This window comes from Oceanobacillus sp. FSL W7-1281 (assembly GCF_037969835.1).
Classification (GTDB): domain Bacteria; phylum Bacillota; class Bacilli; order Bacillales; family Amphibacillaceae; genus Oceanobacillus; species Oceanobacillus oncorhynchi.
This window is the reverse complement of record NZ_CP150214.1, coordinates 3,592,812-3,611,896: the sequence shown is the minus strand read 5'-3', so window position 1 is coordinate 3,611,896 and position 19,085 is coordinate 3,592,812. Positions and strand designations below refer to the sequence as shown.

General features: G+C 39.3%; 36 protein-coding genes. All 36 read left to right on the top strand.

All coding sequences use genetic code 11. The features are described 5' to 3' along the window. Nucleotides 1–48 precede the first annotated feature (48 nt). A complete protein-coding gene (locus MKX55_RS17905) occupies nt 49–372 on the top strand; it encodes a hypothetical protein (RefSeq protein WP_339233897.1) in 324 nt (107 codons plus the stop codon). Then, nucleotides 365–583, top strand: a complete 219-nt coding sequence (locus tag MKX55_RS17900; RefSeq protein WP_339233895.1) for a hypothetical protein — start codon at nt 365–367, stop codon at nt 581–583. Before MKX55_RS17905 ends, MKX55_RS17900 begins: the two co-directional genes overlap by 8 nt. Beyond that, nucleotides 564–1,118 (top strand): host-nuclease inhibitor Gam family protein, encoded by a 555-nt coding sequence (locus MKX55_RS17895; protein ID WP_339233894.1) that lies wholly within the window; start codon nt 564–566, stop codon nt 1,116–1,118. Before MKX55_RS17900 ends, MKX55_RS17895 begins: the two co-directional genes overlap by 20 nt. Beyond that, a complete protein-coding gene (locus MKX55_RS17890) occupies nt 1,115–1,327 on the top strand; it encodes a hypothetical protein (protein ID WP_339233893.1) in 213 nt (70 codons plus the stop codon). The genes MKX55_RS17895 and MKX55_RS17890 overlap by 4 nt, the downstream gene beginning before the upstream one ends. Then, entirely contained in the window at nt 1,324–1,956 is a 633-nt protein-coding gene (locus MKX55_RS17885) for an ERF family protein (RefSeq protein ID WP_339233890.1), read from the top strand. Before MKX55_RS17890 ends, MKX55_RS17885 begins: the two co-directional genes overlap by 4 nt. Nucleotide 1,957: 1 nt before the next feature. Further along, complete coding sequence (locus MKX55_RS17880) at nt 1,958–2,287, top strand: HNH endonuclease (protein ID WP_339233888.1); 330 nt, start codon at nt 1,958–1,960, stop codon at nt 2,285–2,287. Further along, a complete protein-coding gene (locus tag MKX55_RS17875; RefSeq protein ID WP_339233886.1) occupies nt 2,277–2,438 on the top strand; it encodes a hypothetical protein in 162 nt (53 codons plus the stop codon). Before MKX55_RS17880 ends, MKX55_RS17875 begins: the two co-directional genes overlap by 11 nt. Before the next feature lie 10 nt (nt 2,439–2,448). After that, nucleotides 2,449–3,042, top strand: coding sequence for a hypothetical protein (locus MKX55_RS17870; protein ID WP_339233883.1), 594 nt, complete (start codon nt 2,449–2,451; stop codon nt 3,040–3,042). A 30-nt stretch (nt 3,043–3,072) separates the two neighbouring features. Then, entirely contained in the window at nt 3,073–3,873 is an 801-nt protein-coding gene (locus MKX55_RS17865; RefSeq protein ID WP_339233880.1) for a Replication protein O, read from the top strand. A gap of 9 nt (nt 3,874–3,882) precedes the next feature. Beyond that, a complete protein-coding gene (locus MKX55_RS17860) occupies nt 3,883–4,656 on the top strand; it encodes an ATP-binding protein (protein ID WP_339233878.1) in 774 nt (257 codons plus the stop codon). 11 nt (nt 4,657–4,667) lie between these two features. Further along, entirely contained in the window at nt 4,668–4,826 is a 159-nt protein-coding gene (locus MKX55_RS17855) for a hypothetical protein (RefSeq protein WP_339233876.1), read from the top strand. Further along, the gene (locus MKX55_RS17850; protein WP_339233874.1) at nt 4,826–5,263 is read left to right on the top strand and encodes a YopX family protein; all 438 of its coding nucleotides are present in this window, start codon (nt 4,826–4,828) and stop codon (nt 5,261–5,263) included. Before MKX55_RS17855 ends, MKX55_RS17850 begins: the two co-directional genes overlap by 1 nt. Next, nucleotides 5,250–5,510 carry a hypothetical protein gene (locus MKX55_RS17845; RefSeq protein ID WP_339233872.1) on the top strand — a complete coding sequence of 87 codons (261 nt, stop codon included), beginning with the start codon at nt 5,250–5,252 and terminating at the stop codon, nt 5,508–5,510. Before MKX55_RS17850 ends, MKX55_RS17845 begins: the two co-directional genes overlap by 14 nt. Before the next feature lie 110 nt (nt 5,511–5,620). Beyond that, complete coding sequence (locus MKX55_RS17840) at nt 5,621–5,851, top strand: hypothetical protein (protein ID WP_339233869.1); 231 nt, start codon at nt 5,621–5,623, stop codon at nt 5,849–5,851. Then, nucleotides 5,848–6,939 (top strand): DNA cytosine methyltransferase, encoded by a 1,092-nt coding sequence (locus MKX55_RS17835; RefSeq protein ID WP_339233866.1) that lies wholly within the window; start codon nt 5,848–5,850, stop codon nt 6,937–6,939. The genes MKX55_RS17840 and MKX55_RS17835 overlap by 4 nt, the downstream gene beginning before the upstream one ends. Before the next feature lie 60 nt (nt 6,940–6,999). Continuing rightward, complete coding sequence (locus MKX55_RS17830; protein ID WP_339233865.1) at nt 7,000–7,326, top strand: hypothetical protein; 327 nt, start codon at nt 7,000–7,002, stop codon at nt 7,324–7,326. Next, nucleotides 7,323–7,562 carry a hypothetical protein gene (locus MKX55_RS17825; protein WP_339233864.1) on the top strand — a complete coding sequence of 80 codons (240 nt, stop codon included), beginning with the start codon at nt 7,323–7,325 and terminating at the stop codon, nt 7,560–7,562. The genes MKX55_RS17830 and MKX55_RS17825 overlap by 4 nt, the downstream gene beginning before the upstream one ends. Nucleotides 7,563–7,565: 3 nt before the next feature. Continuing rightward, on the top strand, nt 7,566–7,907 hold the full coding sequence (locus MKX55_RS17820; RefSeq protein WP_339233863.1) for a hypothetical protein: 342 nt from the start codon (nt 7,566–7,568) through the stop codon (nt 7,905–7,907). Nucleotides 7,908–8,168: 261 nt separating this feature from the next. Continuing rightward, nucleotides 8,169–8,663: a deoxyuridine 5'-triphosphate nucleotidohydrolase gene (locus MKX55_RS17815; RefSeq protein ID WP_339238565.1), complete on the top strand. Its 495-nt coding sequence runs from the start codon at nt 8,169–8,171 to the stop codon at nt 8,661–8,663. Continuing rightward, on the top strand, nt 8,656–9,012 hold the full coding sequence (locus MKX55_RS17810) for an HNH endonuclease signature motif containing protein (protein ID WP_339233862.1): 357 nt from the start codon (nt 8,656–8,658) through the stop codon (nt 9,010–9,012). The genes MKX55_RS17815 and MKX55_RS17810 overlap by 8 nt, the downstream gene beginning before the upstream one ends. 11 nt (nt 9,013–9,023) lie before the next feature. Further along, complete coding sequence (locus MKX55_RS17805; protein ID WP_339233860.1) at nt 9,024–9,242, top strand: hypothetical protein; 219 nt, start codon at nt 9,024–9,026, stop codon at nt 9,240–9,242. Nucleotides 9,243–9,261: 19 nt separating this feature from the next. Next, on the top strand, nt 9,262–9,432 hold the full coding sequence (gene fbpA / locus MKX55_RS17800) for a Fur-regulated basic protein FbpA (protein ID WP_339233857.1): 171 nt from the start codon (nt 9,262–9,264) through the stop codon (nt 9,430–9,432). A 135-nt stretch (nt 9,433–9,567) separates the two neighbouring features. After that, a complete protein-coding gene (locus tag MKX55_RS17795; protein WP_339233854.1) occupies nt 9,568–10,008 on the top strand; it encodes a DUF1064 domain-containing protein in 441 nt (146 codons plus the stop codon). After that, nucleotides 10,005–10,157, top strand: coding sequence for a hypothetical protein (locus MKX55_RS17790; protein WP_339233851.1), 153 nt, complete (start codon nt 10,005–10,007; stop codon nt 10,155–10,157). The genes MKX55_RS17795 and MKX55_RS17790 overlap by 4 nt, the downstream gene beginning before the upstream one ends. Before the next feature lie 10 nt (nt 10,158–10,167). Further along, a complete protein-coding gene (locus tag MKX55_RS17785; protein WP_339233849.1) occupies nt 10,168–10,338 on the top strand; it encodes a DUF3954 domain-containing protein in 171 nt (56 codons plus the stop codon). 13 nt (nt 10,339–10,351) lie between these two features. After that, nucleotides 10,352–10,555 carry a hypothetical protein gene (locus MKX55_RS17780; protein ID WP_339233847.1) on the top strand — a complete coding sequence of 68 codons (204 nt, stop codon included), beginning with the start codon at nt 10,352–10,354 and terminating at the stop codon, nt 10,553–10,555. 88 nt (nt 10,556–10,643) lie between these two features. After that, nucleotides 10,644–11,240, top strand: a complete 597-nt coding sequence (locus tag MKX55_RS17775; RefSeq protein ID WP_339233845.1) for a sigma-70 family RNA polymerase sigma factor — start codon at nt 10,644–10,646, stop codon at nt 11,238–11,240. A 147-nt stretch (nt 11,241–11,387) separates the two neighbouring features. Further along, complete coding sequence (locus MKX55_RS17770) at nt 11,388–11,960, top strand: hypothetical protein (protein ID WP_339233843.1); 573 nt, start codon at nt 11,388–11,390, stop codon at nt 11,958–11,960. Between the two features lie 72 nt (nt 11,961–12,032). Then, entirely contained in the window at nt 12,033–12,488 is a 456-nt protein-coding gene (locus MKX55_RS17765; RefSeq protein WP_339233841.1) for a helix-turn-helix domain-containing protein, read from the top strand. 25 nt (nt 12,489–12,513) lie between these two features. Next, nucleotides 12,514–13,872 carry a phage terminase large subunit gene (terL, locus tag MKX55_RS17760; protein WP_339233839.1) on the top strand — a complete coding sequence of 453 codons (1,359 nt, stop codon included), beginning with the start codon at nt 12,514–12,516 and terminating at the stop codon, nt 13,870–13,872. Between the two features lie 12 nt (nt 13,873–13,884). Beyond that, complete coding sequence (locus tag MKX55_RS17755) at nt 13,885–15,480, top strand: hypothetical protein (RefSeq protein WP_339233837.1); 1,596 nt, start codon at nt 13,885–13,887, stop codon at nt 15,478–15,480. Beyond that, entirely contained in the window at nt 15,443–15,631 is a 189-nt protein-coding gene (locus tag MKX55_RS17750; protein ID WP_339233834.1) for a hypothetical protein, read from the top strand. The genes MKX55_RS17755 and MKX55_RS17750 overlap by 38 nt, the downstream gene beginning before the upstream one ends. A 2-nt stretch (nt 15,632–15,633) precedes the next feature. Next, the gene (locus MKX55_RS17745) at nt 15,634–16,689 is read left to right on the top strand and encodes a phage minor capsid protein (RefSeq protein ID WP_339233831.1); all 1,056 of its coding nucleotides are present in this window, start codon (nt 15,634–15,636) and stop codon (nt 16,687–16,689) included. Between the two features lie 220 nt (nt 16,690–16,909). Then, nucleotides 16,910–17,674, top strand: coding sequence for a hypothetical protein (locus MKX55_RS17740; protein WP_339233829.1), 765 nt, complete (start codon nt 16,910–16,912; stop codon nt 17,672–17,674). Further along, the gene (locus MKX55_RS17735) at nt 17,675–18,064 is read left to right on the top strand and encodes a hypothetical protein (RefSeq protein ID WP_339233826.1); all 390 of its coding nucleotides are present in this window, start codon (nt 17,675–17,677) and stop codon (nt 18,062–18,064) included. Between the two features lie 16 nt (nt 18,065–18,080). Then, complete coding sequence (locus MKX55_RS17730; RefSeq protein ID WP_339233824.1) at nt 18,081–19,067, top strand: major capsid protein; 987 nt, start codon at nt 18,081–18,083, stop codon at nt 19,065–19,067. Nucleotides 19,068–19,085 lie beyond the last annotated feature (18 nt).

Sequence of the window (19,085 nt, the reverse complement as noted above, 5' to 3'; positions counted from 1 at the left end):
ATAAAACTATTTATGTGCCTATTATACGGCACTATGGAGGATTTAGCAATGAGTAGAAGTAGGCACAAGGACGGAACACTTATGGAGAACGATAAAAACAATTTGAATGGGGTGCAGCGCAATTTCAGTGTCCAGTATTACAAAGGTATTCCATTGCAACAGATTGACCGTGGTTACGGCAACGCAAAGGCGAGAAGGTTCACCATTAATCATACCAATCAAAACTGCTGGATACCGTGCAAGCATTTGGAAACCGATGGAACGATTAAACCAAATCAAGACATTGATTATGTGATTATGCAGAGCAAACGCCAGTTTAAGAAAGCTGGCGTAACAATAAAGTTTGAAGTACAGGAGGTTAACTATGACTAACCGTTTTGTGCAGATATACAAGGACTACCAATCAAGAGGTAAATCAATAGATGAAGCTTTTATATTAACAGTTCCTAAAATCGCCTGGAAGGGCGGAACGATTGATGATTTACAGGAATTAGAATTAGCTCATATCCATGATATCAGAACGGATTTCGACAAAATTATGAAAGAGTTGGGAGAGGATATTTATGAACGAACTACAGTCTAGCTTAAACCAATATTTAGAGGAACAAGAGCAAACAGAACGCGAAACCTTTGTTGTAGATACAGATGAGAAAGCTAATTGGGCTTTGAGAAAAATCAAACAGGCGCAGCAGAAGCAAGAGGAAAGTAACGCTTTAGCAATTGCAGAGATTGAAAAGATAGAAGCATGGAATGCATCTGAAAAAGAAAAGGCACAGCGTGATATCGATTATTTCCAAGGATTACTCGCTTACTATGCAGTTAAAAAACGTGAGGAAGACCCTAAATTCAAATCTCAAAAACTACCGAACGGACGCATTAGATTCCAGAAGAAGCAGCCTAAAATAACTTACGACAATGAAGCTGTTATTGACTATCTAGAGGAAAACAACAGAGAAGACTTGATAAAAGTTAAGAAAGAACCTGCGAAGGCGGAAATCAAAAAGGCGTTTACCATATTCGAAAATAACATGATAGATCCGGAAACGGGTGTTGCTGTATATGGAATCGAAGTTGAGTACCCCGAGGATGAATTTAAAGTCGAGGTCGATAAGGAATGAGAGGGTCAAGGAGTAACTTAGGAGGACATTATGCCGGAACAGGCATGAATCATTGGGAAGAATCAGACGAAAATTACAAAAATCATAAAGTGCATGTCAAATTAGAAAACGATTATGAATCAATGGAATCAGAAGAATTTGACAAACTGTGTGAAGAATTATCCGGGGAGGTTAAAACCTATAAAAAAGATGAGGTGAATAAGGAATGAATAAATCCGAATCCATTGTCGAAATCAGCAAAGCATTAGCTAAATTTCAAGGTGAAGTAAAGCAGCCTTTAAAAGATGCGGACAACCCTTACTTTAAAAGTAAATACGTTCCATTAGAGAACGTTGTTGAAGCTATTAGTAGCATAGCTCCTAATCATGGATTGTCATTCGTTCAGTGGGCTTTAAATGACGAAAATGGGCGTGTTGGAGTGGCTACCATGCTGATGCATGAATCAGGTGAATTTATAGAGTTTGACCCGGTGTTTATAAACGCTGAGAAACAAACGCCACAAGGCGCAGGTTCATTAATCACTTATCTAAAAAGATATAGTTTATCGGCAGTATTCGGCATCACAAGTGACCAGGACGATGATGCAAATGAATCAAGTGGCAACAACCAAAATAATCAACAACAAAACTTCAATCGCAATCAAAATTCTCAATCTAAAGGGAATTTAACTGAAAACCAAGTTAAACGATTGTACGCAATAGCTAAAAGTGCAAGCGTGGCAGCTAATGATGTCAAAAGTGCTATTAACCAATTATTCAATAAAACAGACCCATATCAACTTACCAAGCAAGAATATGACGCTATTTGCAAAAGATTAGAAGAAAAGAAAGGAGCATAATATGCCAGCAGTTCCAAAGCCGAAACACAAAAGAAGAGTTCCTACCCAAAAAGAAATTACCAGAATTACAAATAAAGCACGTGACGAAATTTTGAGAAGGTCAGAAGGTAAATGTGAGCGGTGCGGCAGAACAAGAGCATATGCCTTTGAAATCAGTCATTTAGTACAGGCCTCGCATGGCGGTTCTGGTAGTAACCCTGCCAATCTAGTTTTACTCTGTGGACCATCTGTAAATACAGGGACTTGCCATAACTTCGCTGATTATACAAGAGCTGGCAGAGAATGGCGAATGCAAAAGAAAATAGAGTTGGAAGCTTATTATGCACAATAAATCAAACGTCTTGCTGCCTGCTTGGATATTCGAGCAGGCGCAGGACAAAAACGAACGCAACCAGTTAATAGATCAATATATGAAACGTTACCCAGACTATACCATTTTAGAAGTGAAAGGCAGATTTGCTATATGCCAAATACCAAGATAGGAGTGATTGGATGGAAAAGATACAACTGACTCAAGAACAGGCTGAAATTGTTGAAGTAAAAAAGAATAGAAAAGATAAATCTAGCGCTATCGAACATCATGTAAAAATTGGGTGGTATGGACGAAATTATCAATTTCTAAATAATTTTACCTCAGATGAACTATGCCGATTGCTTTACGTACCTGGCAGCTACGAGGTTATACCTCAATTCAAGGTTGGAGATTGGGTTGTTTATGTACATGATAATTCCATTTGGGAAATAACAAAAGACACTTATAACGACGGTACTCACATTAACTTAATGAATGGCAATGAAATCATGAATGTTGTGAGCGTTAATCGTTTACGACACGCCACACCAGAAGAAATCCAGGAAGAAAAAGAGCGTAGATGGTGGGCTGAACATGGTAGGGAAGTATGGGAACTCAGAAAAGGCGACACATTGAAAGACGAAATAAATTATCCTCATTTTGTGACAAGAGGGAACAGGACGGACGGAGGATTAGAAAGAACCCCATCGTTAAATTGTGTTTTCAGGGAGATGGATGAAATTAAAAGCAGATTCAAAGTAGCCTGCTTTGTAGAACAGAGATTAGATAAGTGATTTTTAGAGTGATTGAAAGGATGGTGAAAAATGAGTACTTGGTTCAAAGTCCATCGCGAAATATTCGATTCGGATATATGGAATGATGTTACGACGTTTAGGTTGTTCATGTATTTAATGGGCAAGGCATCACATCAAGATGGTGTAAAAATTGCCGGAGTCGAATTGAAAAGAGGTCAGTATTTACGATCATACCGGAAGTTAGCAGCAGACCTTGCTTATAAGGAAGGGAGAGGTACAAAAGAGTATTCTCTACGGACTATTAAGAAGGCAATTGACAAACTTATTAGTGCCGAAAGGGTAAACGTTAGGGAAACGGAACAGGGAACACTATTCACCATCCTCAATTACTCTAAATATCAAGGTTCAGACGATACTAAAAAAGAAAGTGTAAACACCTTAAATCAAGAACCGAACACTAACGGTAAACGAACGGTAAACAATAACAAGAATGCTAAGAATGCAAGAATTAACAAGAATAAAGAGAAACGTCACAAATATGAAATTTGCGACATGACCTTAGCTGAATTACTTCTTGATGAAATAAGAAAAAATAACTCCGGCTTTAAACAACCTAACTTAGAGAAGTGGGCAAGTGATATTCGTCTAATGCGAGAACGTGACAGTAGAACAGCGGAACAAATTAAATATCTAATCACTTGGAGTCAACAACATGAGTTTTGGAAAGCGAATATCTTATCTCCAACAAAATTACGAACCAAATTCGATACTTTGGTTATGCAAGTGAAACAAGATAAGCAAAAGGCTACAAACGTTGTTCAGTTTAACAAAAAAGAAGCCGAAGACGATGGCTATAATTACGGATTTTAGGAGGTCGCTATGGAATCTATTAAACTATCAAAACCCAAATCAGAGTTGATTGCTGAATTTGTTTGCGATGGCTGCGGTGAAGAAGTAAAGCAAACCAAGTTGCAGATACCTAAAGGTCCGAGGGCTGGTGAGGAAATCATAGCTAACTACGGTTGTAAGTGTGAGGATATAAAACTTGCTAATCAGGCATTGGAGCGCAGAAAGCAACTGCGTAAAGATAAAATGATGCAGGTTTTTGATTACTATTCGCTGATTAATGACAACCTGCAGACAGCAACCATTGAAAACTATGAGCCTACCAATGACGCCTTGAAGCAATCCAAGCAGCAGGTGATTAATTATATAGCCGAATACGACGGTAAAAAGAACCTATTGCTTACTGGTAGCTACGGAACTGGAAAGAGTCATATATCCGTTGCGGTTACCAAAAAGCTCATGGAGCAAGGAAAAGAGTGCCTATTTCTATCATTACCGAAACTATTAACCAAAATAAAAGAAACATTCAGCGGCAATGGGGTGACGGAAGATGAATTGCTCCAAATGATTAAACGAGTGGACTTATTGGTGCTAGATGATATCGGTGCTGAGCATCATACCGAATGGGCGAATACAAAGCTGTTTGAGGTGCTGGATGATCGTTCCGGAAAATCGACGATATACACAACCAACTTAAATAGTAAGGAATTACGGGCACAGATTAATGAGCGTAACTTCTCCCGGATGATGGAGAATACGGATGTTATCAAGATGGACGGTAGAGATTACAGAAGAAAAGACTTTTAGGAGGAATGAGCATGCAAATGAAATCAGTAATGATATTTGACCCAAACGATAGCGAGGAACAGACGGTGACAAAATGGATGGACTGGATGCGTGACAATCATAGTGCTGTTGGGGATAAGGCTGTTCCAGGAGTTAAGGAGACGCAAGAATATCTTAGGAGGTATGCGTGATGCGAGATATTAAATTTAGGGGAAAAAGTATGCGAACTGGAAAATGGGTTGAAGGCATGTTGGTACAAAATAATCTTGGTTTCTATATTGTCAATGAAAATAACCCGCATGAGTGTACTCAGTATGGCTATATAACGATTGAGGTCTACGAGAGGGTATATCCAGAATCCGTTGGGCAATGGACAGGATTAAAGGATAAGAACGGTGTTGAGATATTTGAGGGCGATGTTGTTTCAACAGAAGATGGCTGTTTTGGAGGAACCACTTGCGGCATAGTTGCCGAATACAAAGGGATGTTCACTAGTTTCTATGGTCAAGATGCACTGGGACGAGAACAATATGATGAACTTCATACAGTCAACAGTGAACGTGGAGTCATCGGAAACATTTACGAAGACAGTCACTTATTAGAAGGTGCAACCAATGGGAGTAGTTAAGTTCAAGACTTCCGGCAGAGGTATCCCGATGATTCCACGAACAGGAAAAATCAGAGTGATACACCAAGATGCTGAGTTCGGATTTCCTGAAGATCAATTAGATGCTATTGAGCAAGATTGGAATAATGGCATGGATTTCCTGGAATTAGCCGAAAAGGAAGGCAGAACTCAAAAAGAAATCTTATTCGCATTAATGGAATTAGCAGAAGAAGACAGAATCAAACGACCAATGGGTTATATCTATTGAAATTCGTAACGAGAGATACCTTATTTAAAGAGATTAATAGATTTGAGACTAAATATATATAAAGATGTTAAAACGTCTCAGAAATGGCTTATTTTGATTGGAGGGATAACGTGAAACAAAAATTATTAGACACGGGATTGGCTGTTTTATTGACTGGTGCTGTTATCGCGATGTTTGTTATGGCTAATGCGGTGAAGGAAGTGCATGCGGAGAATGAGCAGCTGCAGCAAGAGAACGCGGATTTGTTGCTGGATAACATCAATCTGGAAATTGATTTAGAAAATATCACCGATGCTTATTGGCAGTTGAGTAATCGGTTGGAGAGGAATCAAACGGAATGAAATTCTTAGATTTATTCGCAGGTATCGGAGGGTTTCGTTTAGGGATGGAACAAGCAGGTCACGAGTGTGTTGGCTATGTAGAGTGGGATAAATTCGCAAGAAAAAGCTATCAAGCAATTCATGATACAGAAGAGGAGTGGACAGCTGATGACATCACAGGAGTCTCAGATGACGATATTCGAAAGCTTAGAGATAGAGGACAAATCAATGTTATCTGCGGAGGATTCCCATGCCAAGCTTTTTCAGTTGCTGGAAAACGGGGGGGATTCCATGACACTAGAGGAACTTTATTCTTTGAAATTGTACGTTTCGCCAATATCATCCGACCACAGTATTTATTCCTTGAGAACGTCAAAGGACTCCTCAATCATGACAAAGGAAATACATTCGAGACAATCCTCCGAACCTTGGATGAACTCGGGTATGATGCGGAGTGGCAAGTGCTTAACTCTAAAGACTTCGGAGTCCCTCAAAACCGGGAAAGGGTGTTTATTATCGGACATCTTAGAGGAGGAGGTACCAGAAAAGTATTTCCTGTCGGAGAAAGCAGTGAATTATATTATGGACGAGAAGAGACTGAACAAGTACACGCAATGTGTCTTACAGGAAAAGGACAGAGTAATTGGACAGGAACCTTCGTAAGACCTGTATTGACACCTGATCGAGAAAATAAAAGGCAGAATGGAAGAAGAATTAAAGAACCAGATGAACCAATGTTTACTTTGACAGGTCAAGACAGACATGGGATTGCGATTAAAGAAGCTACGACTAAAGGATATGACACTGCTTATCCAGGTGATTCAATTAATTACTCTGTACCAAATTCCAAAACCCGTAGAGGAAGGGTTGGAAAAGGTCTTGCTAATACTTTGGACACAACTTCTCAGCAAGGAGTGCTTACAGATGAATACAGGATAAGGAAACTAACTCCAAAAGAATGTTGGAGATTACAAGGTTTCCCGGACTGGGCTTTTGAAAAGGCTGCGTCTATAAATTCTGATAGCCAGTTATATAAACAGGCGGGTAATAGCGTGACAGTTAACGTGATATACGAAATAGCAAAGAAATTAGAGGTGAATGCTGATTAACATAAAACATCTAACTTCATAAATGTTCGAGGGATTAAGCTAACTAAGGAGTGAATCGTGATGGATGTTTGTAAGCATGGGAGATTAAGGTGTTCTGAATGTGATCATATCCGGGAGCTGGAGGAAAAGGTGTCGGAGTTGGAAGAAGAAATCGAACGCACAGATAACAGCTTTGCGAACGCATATATGCAGTATCAAAAGCAATATGAACGAGCAAAGGAGTTGGAAGAAGAAAATCAGCGCTATAAAGAGGTATTGGAGTTTTATGCAAACCCTCAAATATGGAAAGAAGGAAAACGCATTACAGATAATCGTTATGAGATGCCATTAGCTTATAACGACAATGGCGAAAAGGCACGTCAAGCATTGAAAGGAGAATCTACATGATACCACTAAAAGAATACGGACAGTTGGAAGTAGGAATGACAATCATTGATTCAAACGGAATTGAAGCAACTGTGGAATCGATTGGAGAAGGTGGATTAGTTAAAGTTAACGGTCAAATGTTCATGTGGGATTGGGACAGGCTACATCCTGCTGTGATGGTTAAGGAAACGGCTGCGGAACGGGATGAAAGATTGAAAAGAAAAGTAGTGCAGGCTCCAGAGCAAAGTTGGTGGTAAGTCATGAAACACTACGAAGCATATGACGGAACGGATCTGATTGCAGAGGGTACTGCTAAAGCAATCCAAAGTAAATTAGGTATTTCAAGAAATACATTCTATAAATTGCAACGGAAAGGGAAGTCTGGGGACGATGAAGGCCTTAACGTCATTCAATCTGATTTAATTCCAGAATACGCAGTTTATAAAGGTGAAGAGTTTTTATTCATCGACACTAGGGAGAACATCATACAAAAGCTAGGAATTGATAAAAGAACCTTCACTTTTTATATGTCTCCAGCAAATGCTAAGAGGGATGGTGGAGATAGGCTGATAATATTTGATTTAGACAAGGAGGTTGATTGATATGAAGAAAATCTATGTCAAAGAAACCACGAAACAGAAAGGTGCGAAACAGAAAGGTGCGAAACCATGACATTAGTATATGCGAATGAAGAAGATAAAAAGAACGGATGGACTCTATCCTTTGAATATCTGCAGCAAGTGCAGAAGAAGGCTAAGGAAATTGATGATATTGAAAAAACCCCATCTTTAGAGCAGATTGAGAGTGTGTTGTTGGCGTATGAAAATAGCAAAGAGAGAGAAGAAGGGTTGAAGGTAAAAAAGATGCATCCAGATGCAGTGTTACCAAAATACGCACAACAAGGCGATTCAGGCTTTGATTTAGTCGCAGTGGAAGACGTAATTATCGAACCAGGAGAAACAAAATTAATCAAAACAGGATTGGCGTTTGATATTCCAGAGGGATTTGAAATTCAGGTAAGGCCACGTTCTGGTATTACTTTGAAAACAAAATTGAGAGTGCAACTTGGTACTGTAGATGTTGGATATAAAGGTGAAGTTGGAGCGATAGTAGACAACGTTTATTGTGACTGTTGTGATGATGGCGAAATTACGTATAAAGCTGCCGGAATTGATGAAGAGCCAATCGGTGATGATTATTATCCATACGGAACATATCTTATCCGTAAAGGTGACAGGATAGCGCAGGGAATACTTGCTCCAGTAGCTAGAGCAGAATTTGAAGAAGTGGACAAGCTATCTGAATCAGAACGTGGTGTGAGTGGATACGGGTCGACAGGAGTTAAATACCATGAATAAGAAAAGACAAGCCATATGGGATAAATCCGGCGGCAAGTGCTGGTACTGTGGTTGCGATTTGCCTGAAAAGGGTTGGCATGCAGATCATTTTGAACCGATACAGCGCAACTGGTGGGATGGAACTTGTCAGCATCCAGAAAGAGATACAGAAGAAAATAAGGTGCCGGCATGTGCTTCCTGCAACCTCAATAAACACTCTATGCCACTGGAGAGCTGGAGAAAGATTATTCAGGGATATGTATTTAGTTTAAATAGAGATTCGACTCAATACAGGCTGGCAAAGCGCTATGGGTTGATACAAGAGACAGATATGAAGGTTACATTTTGGTTTGAAGAGAATGGATATTAGGAGGTCTAATCATGGAAAGTCAATCTCATCGTAAGATAAGAGAGTTTATCAAGAAAAGAGGATACTCTTATTCAGTCACAGATGTCTTAAATGGCTATATAAAAAGACTGGATGGCTTTTATAACAGTTACACAATGAATGACTGTTTAGATAATTTGGAGCAAGAATGCGAAGAAGTTACTCAAGAAATAAACAATATTATAAGAAATCATAGTGATTTATTTAGATGAATCTTCAGGGAGGTATAGCATGAGCGAAACCGATGTACAGAAACGTAAGAACCACCTTATCAAAGAGCTACACCGCATGGAAATCTATCAAACTAGCGATGGTAGAAATATAGACGAAGTAAGACTGTACACACTCGAATGGACTTATATCGAAGCCTTAAACGGGGTAGTGAGAAATGCGGGCTATTAGCATAGTGAAGCATGAAGATAAGGTTAAGTTCCTACGGATATGCAGAAATAAAGAAGACGAGGGTTTTATCTGTGTAAAACCTATGCAGCATATTCACAGCTGGTATGAGGCTGTTTATGTAAAGAAGGTGGTTAAGTGAGGAGAAATAAATACAATGCCAGGAAGGTCATGTTTCAGGGGATAGAATTCGATAGCAAAGCAGAGTACGAATATTATCTCATACTCAAAAATGACAAGCTGGTCAAACATATCGAATTACAGCCCAAATACACCATAATTGACCCGTACGAGGTGCTTTGCAGAAAATGTGATGGTAGAGGGAGGGTGCTCAATGAAAAGACGCTCAACTTTAATAAATGCAAGGCGTGCAAGGGTAGTGGTAAGAAAAAGAAGCAGGGTGCTATATACACTGCCGATTTTAAGGTCATCTATATAGATGGTGAGGAGAAGATAATCGATATCAAGGGAGGTCCTGTCTCGAAGGATTTTACGCTGCGGAGAAAGTTGTTTGAGATTCAGACAGGGAAAGAGTTGACGGTGATTAAAAAGACGAAGCAAGGGTGGGTGACGAAGTGATAATAGTTTTCCAGATAATATTAATCATGGTTATTATGATGATGGTCAATAAGATGGTTGATTCAAAAGAAGATAAATCCACCAAGCAAAGCAGTGCAATGGTGTGTTGTATAGCGATTGCTGCAACGTGTGTGACATTTATTTGGTAGGGGGAACAACATGAAGGAAACAAGCAAAGTAGAAATCAATCTGAGGGAAGATGCAGTAATTGTAGTTAAGAATGGCGTGCCGGAAGTGATTCCTAAACCGGACAGTGGTTTTGGGGAGACAAGCATCATGTGGCAGCGAGGGAAGATTCATACGACAAAAATTAGTTATACGATGAAATAGGAGGGATTCACTAATGAAATGCAACGTAACTGGATGCTATTGGAATCTCTGGAGTGGCAAAGGAATATTTAATGATGACAGCAGCAAACAATGTGTAAGTGAAGATTTATCAGATCATTTTGATGAAAACGATGATTTTGAAATGATTCCTAACACAAAAAGATGTCCGGGCTATCTATCATTTCGTGAATTCTGTGGTATTAGCAAGACAGATTAAAACTAAATAACAAGCTACTGAAACAATCAGGGCAGATTTGGATTTGAGGGAATCCAGTCTGTCCTTTTTTATTTGAGGGGAGTCGGTAATGATGATGACAAGCGAACAGATTGAGAATTGGGCGGACGCAATGCTTTTGGAATACGAGGAAGGCAGAACAGAATTGAATAACCATAAAAATCGGTTGCATAATCAAAATTTAGAGTTAATCGGTGATAAGAACTGGCGTGAAATGGATGTAGAAACGCAAGACGCAATTGAACGAAATCAATCTGATAAAACACAGGTAAATAGCATGATTCGTGATATGTCTGAATCGATGGAATGGTTGGAAACCGGTCGCGATCCGGAAAGTTTGCGCGGCATCGAAAAAAGTTCCGTTTATCAAAGAAATGCAATGGCTGATATGGATATTTTCCCATCATTAGATATTTTCCCGGAAGAACGTGAATTGAGTGAATCAGAAAAACAACGTGTCATTCGTGTGTTGGCTGAATTATCACCAAGAGAGCGTCAATGCTTTATTCTGCACACTGTTTATTCGCGTTCTTATGCTCAAATATCTGCTGAATTGAATGTTGGGAAAAGCACTGTTCAGAAATATATGGAAAGAGCCAAGCTGAAATTACGTGTCGTACGCTTGTCGTACGAAAATGAACATATTAGTGAGAGGGTTATTTTGTAGATAGAGCACTAATAAAAATTTGTAATTATATATAAAGACCGTAAGGTCTATTAAGATTAAGCACTATAAATATTATGTAGTAAGCAGGAATATTGTCTCCTTTTGGCGAATAATAGTATGTTAGAAATAAAAAGGAGGCTAAATAAAATGACATGGACTAATGTTTTTGTTGAAACGCTAAAGGAATGGGGAGAAGCAATTCCAGAAGGGACAATTACCTCAGAAGATTTAGCAATATATTTAGGTATGACCCTAGGAACAGGGACCGGTTTAGATGACCCGGAAGGCAGTATTGAAAATCTAAAAGATAGAATAGATTATTTAGTAAACGAACAATCAATAGTGGAGCAGTTTCTAATTGAGTCCTTATTAAAATTCACTTCCGACTATTTGGAGAGCTTAAATAATAACAGAGGATTTAGAATAATTTCAGAAGAAAATATGATTAAAACGTTTGAAAAAAATGAATCTGAAATTCCCAAAGCTGTTAAAAAAACATTCGAGAAAGCCAAAAGCGTTGAAGATTATTACAAATGTGAGGTAGTGATATCACAATGGGAGAAGATTGTCGCCAATAATTTTTCGAGAATTAAAAGAACTGAGTTGGTTAGGAAAGATATGCAGTCAAGTATGGATAGACACGATAGGTTCATGGATTCGTTATCAGAAGAAGATAAAGATAAGACAATAGGAGAATTACGCGATAAGTTGAAAGGGTAAATAATTGATTAAAAAAGCACTTGAGTAGGTGCTTTTTTAATTTTCCTAAAAAGGAGGGAGTGACTATGTGACATGGCTAAGGGAAAATATGCCGAATGGATAACGGAAGAAGGATTAATCAAGATTGAGGGTTGGGCTAGAGATGGACTTACTGACGAACAGATAGCACATAATATTGGTGTAAAAAGACAAACATTATATGAATGGATAAAGCGATTCCCTGTCATTTCTGACACCTTAAAAAGAGGGAAAGAGGTCATTGACCGTCAAGTAGAGAACGCTCTTTTAAAACGTGCTCTTGGATACAAATACGATGAGGTTACCTATGAATTTGACAAAGAAACAAAAAGAGTAACCAAAGAAGTTCAACCAGATACCACTGCTCAAATATTCTGGTTAAAAAATCGCAAGCCTAATGAGTGGCGAGATAAACAGGACATTGAACATTCCGGCAATATGAACGTCAATAACGCCTTTTCTGAACTCACAACAGAAGAATTAAGGAAGTTGGCTGCTAAAGATGATTAGCATTGCGACAAGGGCGAAAATTGAGTTGGCAAAGCGAGATTTCTTTGATTATTGCAATCTTACTGCAGGTGATTTTTATAAACGAGATAGACAGTTTCTTGTTGATTTAGCAAGTGATTTACAATCATTCTCGGAATCTGATGATGATGTACTGGTTATTAATATGCCGCCGAGGTTCGGTAAATCAAGAACTGCCGGAAAGTTTGTTGAATGGTTGTTGGGTAGTAATCCCAATTTAAAAGTTATGACTGGTTCATATAACGAAACCCTTTCAACCATGTTCTCAAAGAATGTACGTAACACTATCCAAGAAATCAAAGCACAGGCTGAAACGGTTGTTTATTCGGATGTATTTCCAAATACTCGCATTAAGCATGGCGATGGTGCTATGAACTTATGGTCGCTTGAAGGTGGATATAATAACTATTTAGCAACTTCCCCAACTGGTACAGCAACCGGATTTGGTGCTGATTATATTATCATCGATGACTTGATTAAAAACGCTGAGGAAGCCTACAACGATAGAATACTAGAGTCGCATTGGGAATGGTTCACCAACACGATGCTATCGCGGTTAGAAACAGGCGGCAAAATCATTATTATTATGACCAGATGGAACAGTAACGATTTAGCTGGTAGAGCATTAGACGAACTTCCAAGCCTTGGCTATTCTGTTAAGCATGTATCGATGAAAGCTTTGGATAATGAGGATATGCTTTGTGAGGATATTCTAAGTCGTAAAGAATATGATCAAAAAACAAAAACGATGGGTATTGAGATTGCAGAAGCTAACTACAATCAAAATCCTATTGATATAAAAGGTAAGTTATATACTTCCTTCAAGACATATCAAACAAGACCTAAATTCAAACGAATAATTAATTACACTGACACTGCCGATACTGGGAGTGATTTTTTGTGTTCTATTTGCGCTGGTGAAACGTTCGATGGCGAATTATATGTCACCGATGTCCTATTCACAAAAGAAGGCATGGAAGTAACGGAGCCTTTAACTGCCGAAATGCTCGTGAATAACGAAGTGAACGATGCTGAATTTGAATCTAACAATGGCGGCAGAGGTTTTGCCAGGTCAGTTGAAAGGATTATATGGGAAAAGTTCAAGACAAGACGAATCAATGTCAAATGGTTTCATCAATCGAAGAATAAACAGGCGCGTATCATATCCAATTCAACATATGTAATGAATCATATTTACTTCCCGGAAAACTGGAAAGATAGATGGCCGGAATATTACAGGGCTATGAATTCTTATCAAAAAGAAGGTAAGAACAAACACGATGATGCCCCGGATGCTACAACTGGTTTGGCAGAGAAAATGACAAACAACACAAGAGCATCCATAAGCAGCATATCTGCATGGTAAAGGAGGGATTCAATGACAATAGATTGGAAAGAGTTTAACAATGAAACAGTAACCAAAACGCATGGGAAAGTACATTTCTATCGAGATCTGTATGAAGGGAATCATTCACAGCTATTTTCTCGTGCTAAGCGATTAATTGAAAAAGGCGAGATTACAGATGAAATCATATACGGCACACATGAAAGCCAAAACGTACAGACGCCATATATCATCGCTAATGTATCGAAGCTAATACCAGAAATCCCTGCCATGCTTGTAAGTCGTTCTATCGGGAATATACAGACTTCTTTGTCGTCTGATGATTATGATTCAGAGGATGACACCAGAGCCGAGGATGAGAATTACGAAAATCTAACAACGCAGCAGGAAGCGATTCGGGATATAGAATCAAACTCACATCTTGAATTTGAGCATTGGGGTAATATCGTGCAGCAGCAGGTAGATGGTGGACTGGTTGGCGTTCCTTGGTTGGACGATAAGGGATTGCGATTAGAATTTAAAGCCAGAGATGTTTATTACCCGCATCCTGATGGAATGGGTGTAGATTTAGCATATACCGTTGAAATCAATGATAAAGATTATCTGCAGGTATATCGGGAGCGATTGGAAGAAAAAGATGGAGAAAAGGGATTAAAAGCATCACACATGCTTTTCGAGCACAATAAATCTGGAAAGACAGAGTCGTTGGAGGAAGATGAAACAAAAGAATTGCTGAATATGGATGAACTGGAAACCTTTTACCCTAATCGTGAAAGGTTTTTTATTGTGTACTGGCCGAATGAGAAGACATTCATGAATCCGTTGGGTGTGTCTTGTTTAAAGAACCAAGAAGGCAAGCAGGATGAAATTAACTGGACTCTTACAAGGAATGCATTGACATTCGAAAGGAATGGAAAGCCGAGGATAGCAGTATCAACTGCTGTTATGAACGCCTTACAAGATAAAGCGCAGGAAAGATATGGTGATGACTCTCGTATTGATCATCGAGATTTAGAGATTACGCCATTTGACGAGAACGGTAAAGCAATGGAAATCATACAAATTGATGTAACGAAGATTGGTGATGTCACATGGGTTAAAGACCTTATGAAACTCATGCTGATGGAAACCAAAACGTCGGAGAAGGCAGTTGATTTCTATCTTTCTAGTGGTGGAACTTCTTCTCAATCCGGAGTGGCAAAGTTCTATGATTTGTTCACCTCATTGCTGAAATCAGAACAGCTGCAGAAAGAATATATCTATTTCTTGAAACAATTGATTGAATCGGCATTGTGGCTGGCTAATGACAATGATTCAAATATACGCATCGAACAACCAGAGATATCACTAAAAGCTATGATACCTATTTCCCGCAGAGAATTACTTGAAGAAAATAGCATGGCTTATGGAAGAGGTACACAATCGCTTGAAGCAACCGTTAGAAGAAGTAACCCTCATGCATCCGAAGAGTGGATACAAGAGGAAATTTCGAGAATTGAAGCAGAATCCACAAGTGATGATTCTACTTCTTTGGCTTTCGGTAGACAGACACTCAATAACTTTTTAGACAATCGAATGGGAGGAAATAACAATGATGAACAAAATGATGATGACGAAGAACGAAGTTAGTAGCCAAGCGAGAACAGCTTTGAGTAGTGTTACAGAAGACCTTGGGGCTATCGATAATATCGATGTTGACCATGACTTTTATCATGAAGACGAAACAGCAAGGTTGACAATAACTGTGGAATACAGGATGAATACAAAGCAAGGTAAATAAAAATGAACGAAGAACAGTTATTAAAACACGTTCGCAGCATTATGCAGAGTGTTTTAGAAAAGGTCGCTACATCTAATCTGACCGATGATGAAGCTGTCGAAAGTCTTATCAGTGATGTTGGGAATATTTTAGATCAATATGATTTGCTGGTAGATGAAGTGATTCCAGAGGCTGTTATAAATCATTACTTCGGCGGCGTGGATGAAGCGACAAGAGTTTTAAAAGGTGATGGTGTCCGAACTAAGAAAATGAGCCGGCTAATCCATGAGAAAGCCGTTGGAAGAATTATGGATGATACATTGCTAGATTTTAAAGCCGCCATCCGTACTGCGAAAGATAGTGCTGCGTCCACTATTAGAAATGCGCTGGATGAGGTACAGGGTGATTTTGCCAAAGGCATTTTAACTGGAGATACAAGAAAGGTTATTCAGCAGCGTGTAGCACAGTCGTTCAAAAAAGAAGGTTTGACCTCATTTATCACGAAGGATGGCAAAAAGCTGCCATTGGACTTTTACTCGATGACAGTCACTCGTACCAAAATGCGTGATGCTTCCGTAAAAGGCCATGTCGAGCGTTACAAAGAGAACGGGCAAGACTTGGTACAAATCATTGAAAATAGCGATTCCTGTCCTATCTGCGCCAATCATAAAGATTTGGTTGTTAGTTTAACAGGCGAGACAGAAGGATATCCAACTATCGACGAAGTGCAGCTCCCGCCATATCATCCTAACTGTCGCGGAGGAATTCGACCTTATGTCGTTCGCTTTAAAACGGATGCGGAAATAGAGCGAGCAAAGAAGCGTAACAGTGATTTTAAAGAAGGTAAGGACACAAGAACCCCGGCTCAAAAAAGAGCTTATGAGCGCGAACAAGAAGCGCGTAGAAAAGCCAATGATGAAAAGAAACAATATGCAAGATGGCAGGGGTTGTTAGGAGATGAAGCACCTAAAACATTAGGTGGTTTTAGAAGAATGAAACGTCAGAACACTGTTAAGTTTCAAGAGTTGCAATCAGAATATCGGAGTTTAGCGCAGCAGATTAGTGGAGGTGGTGATTAAATGGCTAACACACTCAATATAGTTGACAAAGAAACCAGAGAATTAATTGCTTCCATATCTAATGATGACGTCATATTAAAAGATGGTTATGAAGTAATAGAAACGGAAGATTGACCTAAGTATGTCATTAAAAGGCTTTTTTATTATGCCTAAACCATGTTGAAGGCACTAAAAGCTATCATGAGTAAATGGTTCCTGCGCCTAAGCAGAGGAGGAAATTATGACAGTATTAATATTAAAGCTATTTGCTTATATCAAAAGTCTATTTAATGTTGGCCTTCCTGCCGAAACGGAAGAGAAAAAACAAGGTTTGAAACTCAATCTTCAATTCTTTGCCGGAGAGGATGACGATTCGGATGATGATGAATCAGACGATGACTCAGAGGACGATGGTGACGACGATGAAGATGATTACGACCTTGATGAACTGCTGAAAGACCCGAAATTCAAAAAGCAGTACAACAAAAAGATGAAAGACCAACTTGGGAAACGCATGAAAAAATATGATGGCGTTGACCCGGAAGAGTATCGCCGACTCAAAGAACAGGCAGGTAAGAAGAAAGACAAACAGGACAAGGATGACGAGGACGAACTGGAAGACCTCAAAAACCAATTGTCCGAGAAAGAAAAGCGCATTGAACGTGCTGAACGCAAGGAAAAGCGCGCCATGGTGAAAGAGTTTGCTGTCGATAACCAAGTCAATCCAAAGTTATTGTCCCGTCTGATCAACGTGGATGACATTGAATTGGATGATGATGGCGACCCAGAAAACCTTGACGAATTGTTCGAGGAATTGGAAGAAGAATTCCCAGAATACTTTGGTGCTGCAGATGATGATGAGGAAGACGATGAAGATGATAAAAAATCATCTAAGCAACGTTTTACTCCTGGTCGCAAGCAGAAAACCAATAAGAAAAAGAAAGTGGACCCTTATGATGCGGGGCGTCAAAAAGCATTAGAACGACACAAGAAGGAGGAAAACTAAATGAATTTACAACCAACCACCCAAAAGATTTTTGGACAAAAGGAATTTTTACGTAACACTGTTGGAACTGAATACAAAACAGGCGGCGCTACACTGGATGCGGACGCCTTTGAAGAAGTATCCGAAAACGGTTATATCAAAGCTGGTACTGCTACTTATCTTGGAGAAGATGGTTTTTATGTACCATGGGAAGATCCATCTACAGATGAGGATGGGAATGCAGAGGCGCGCGAAGGTGCTGGTTTGACATCTCATGATATTAAACTTGTTAAAGGTACTAAGCCGATTTCCGGCATACTTGTAGCAGGTCACCCACTAGAACGTAAATGCACCGCAGTTACAGAAGGATTTAAAGCAGAAGTGAAAGGATACCTACGCTTTGATGCGTAAGAAGGAGGAATAATACATGCCATTACATTTGAATGAATTTCAACAACCACAACTAACCGGATATGTCCAGAATGTACCGCCGGCAAGAGAATATTTACTTGCTAGTTTTATGCCAGAAGAACAAGTATATGATATTAACTTTGCTTACAATGTTATTAACGGAAGATATGCACCTGCTGCATCTATCACTGGATGGAATGCAAGCGCGCCATTGCGTGATACCGCAGAACAAGAACGTGCTTTTGGACAAGTTTCTAAAGTGCAGCATTCATTCCGATTAGATGAAACGCAATTACTGCAATACAATCGCCCGCGAGCAGAACAAGAGTCGAATGCAGTTGTTGAGGGAATTTACACATCCACTGATGAATTAACGCAGGGTGTGGATGACATTAAAGAATATATGCGGGCGCAAGCTATCTATAATGGAGAACTTGTTTATAACGATGATGAAAATGATATTCATTTGAACATCGATTTCGGTATGCCGGCAGAAAACAAACTCACTGCTACTACTCAGTGGAGCGATGAGAGTGCAACGCCGTTAACCGACATTAAAGCTGCAGTTGAACAATACAAAAAGAGCAACCAAAAACAAAAACCGGTTGTAATGCATATTACAAGTGCAACAGAAGCGCACCTATTGAACAACGAACAAATTCGCACGCAGATTTATGGAACGGATAACGGGAATCGTTTGTTAACGAAAACCGACATTCAAAATGCTTTAAATGCGTTGAGCTTACCGTCTTATCAAGTAAATGATGATGTAATCCTTGTACAAGATGAGGAAGTACAGCTATTGGATGATAATAAAGTTGTTTTCCTTGGTGCTGATTTAGGTAAAACAATGATTGGACCGACTGTCGAAAATAACTATACTCCGGGAAAATTCGCTAAACCGAGTATCGAAGAAAACCCGCCAGCGCAATCCGTTATTGTGGGAGAGGCGCCATTCCCAGCATTAAAACGCAAAAAAGCAATCGTAACGTTGAGCGTCTAATATAGGCGCTCTTTTAAT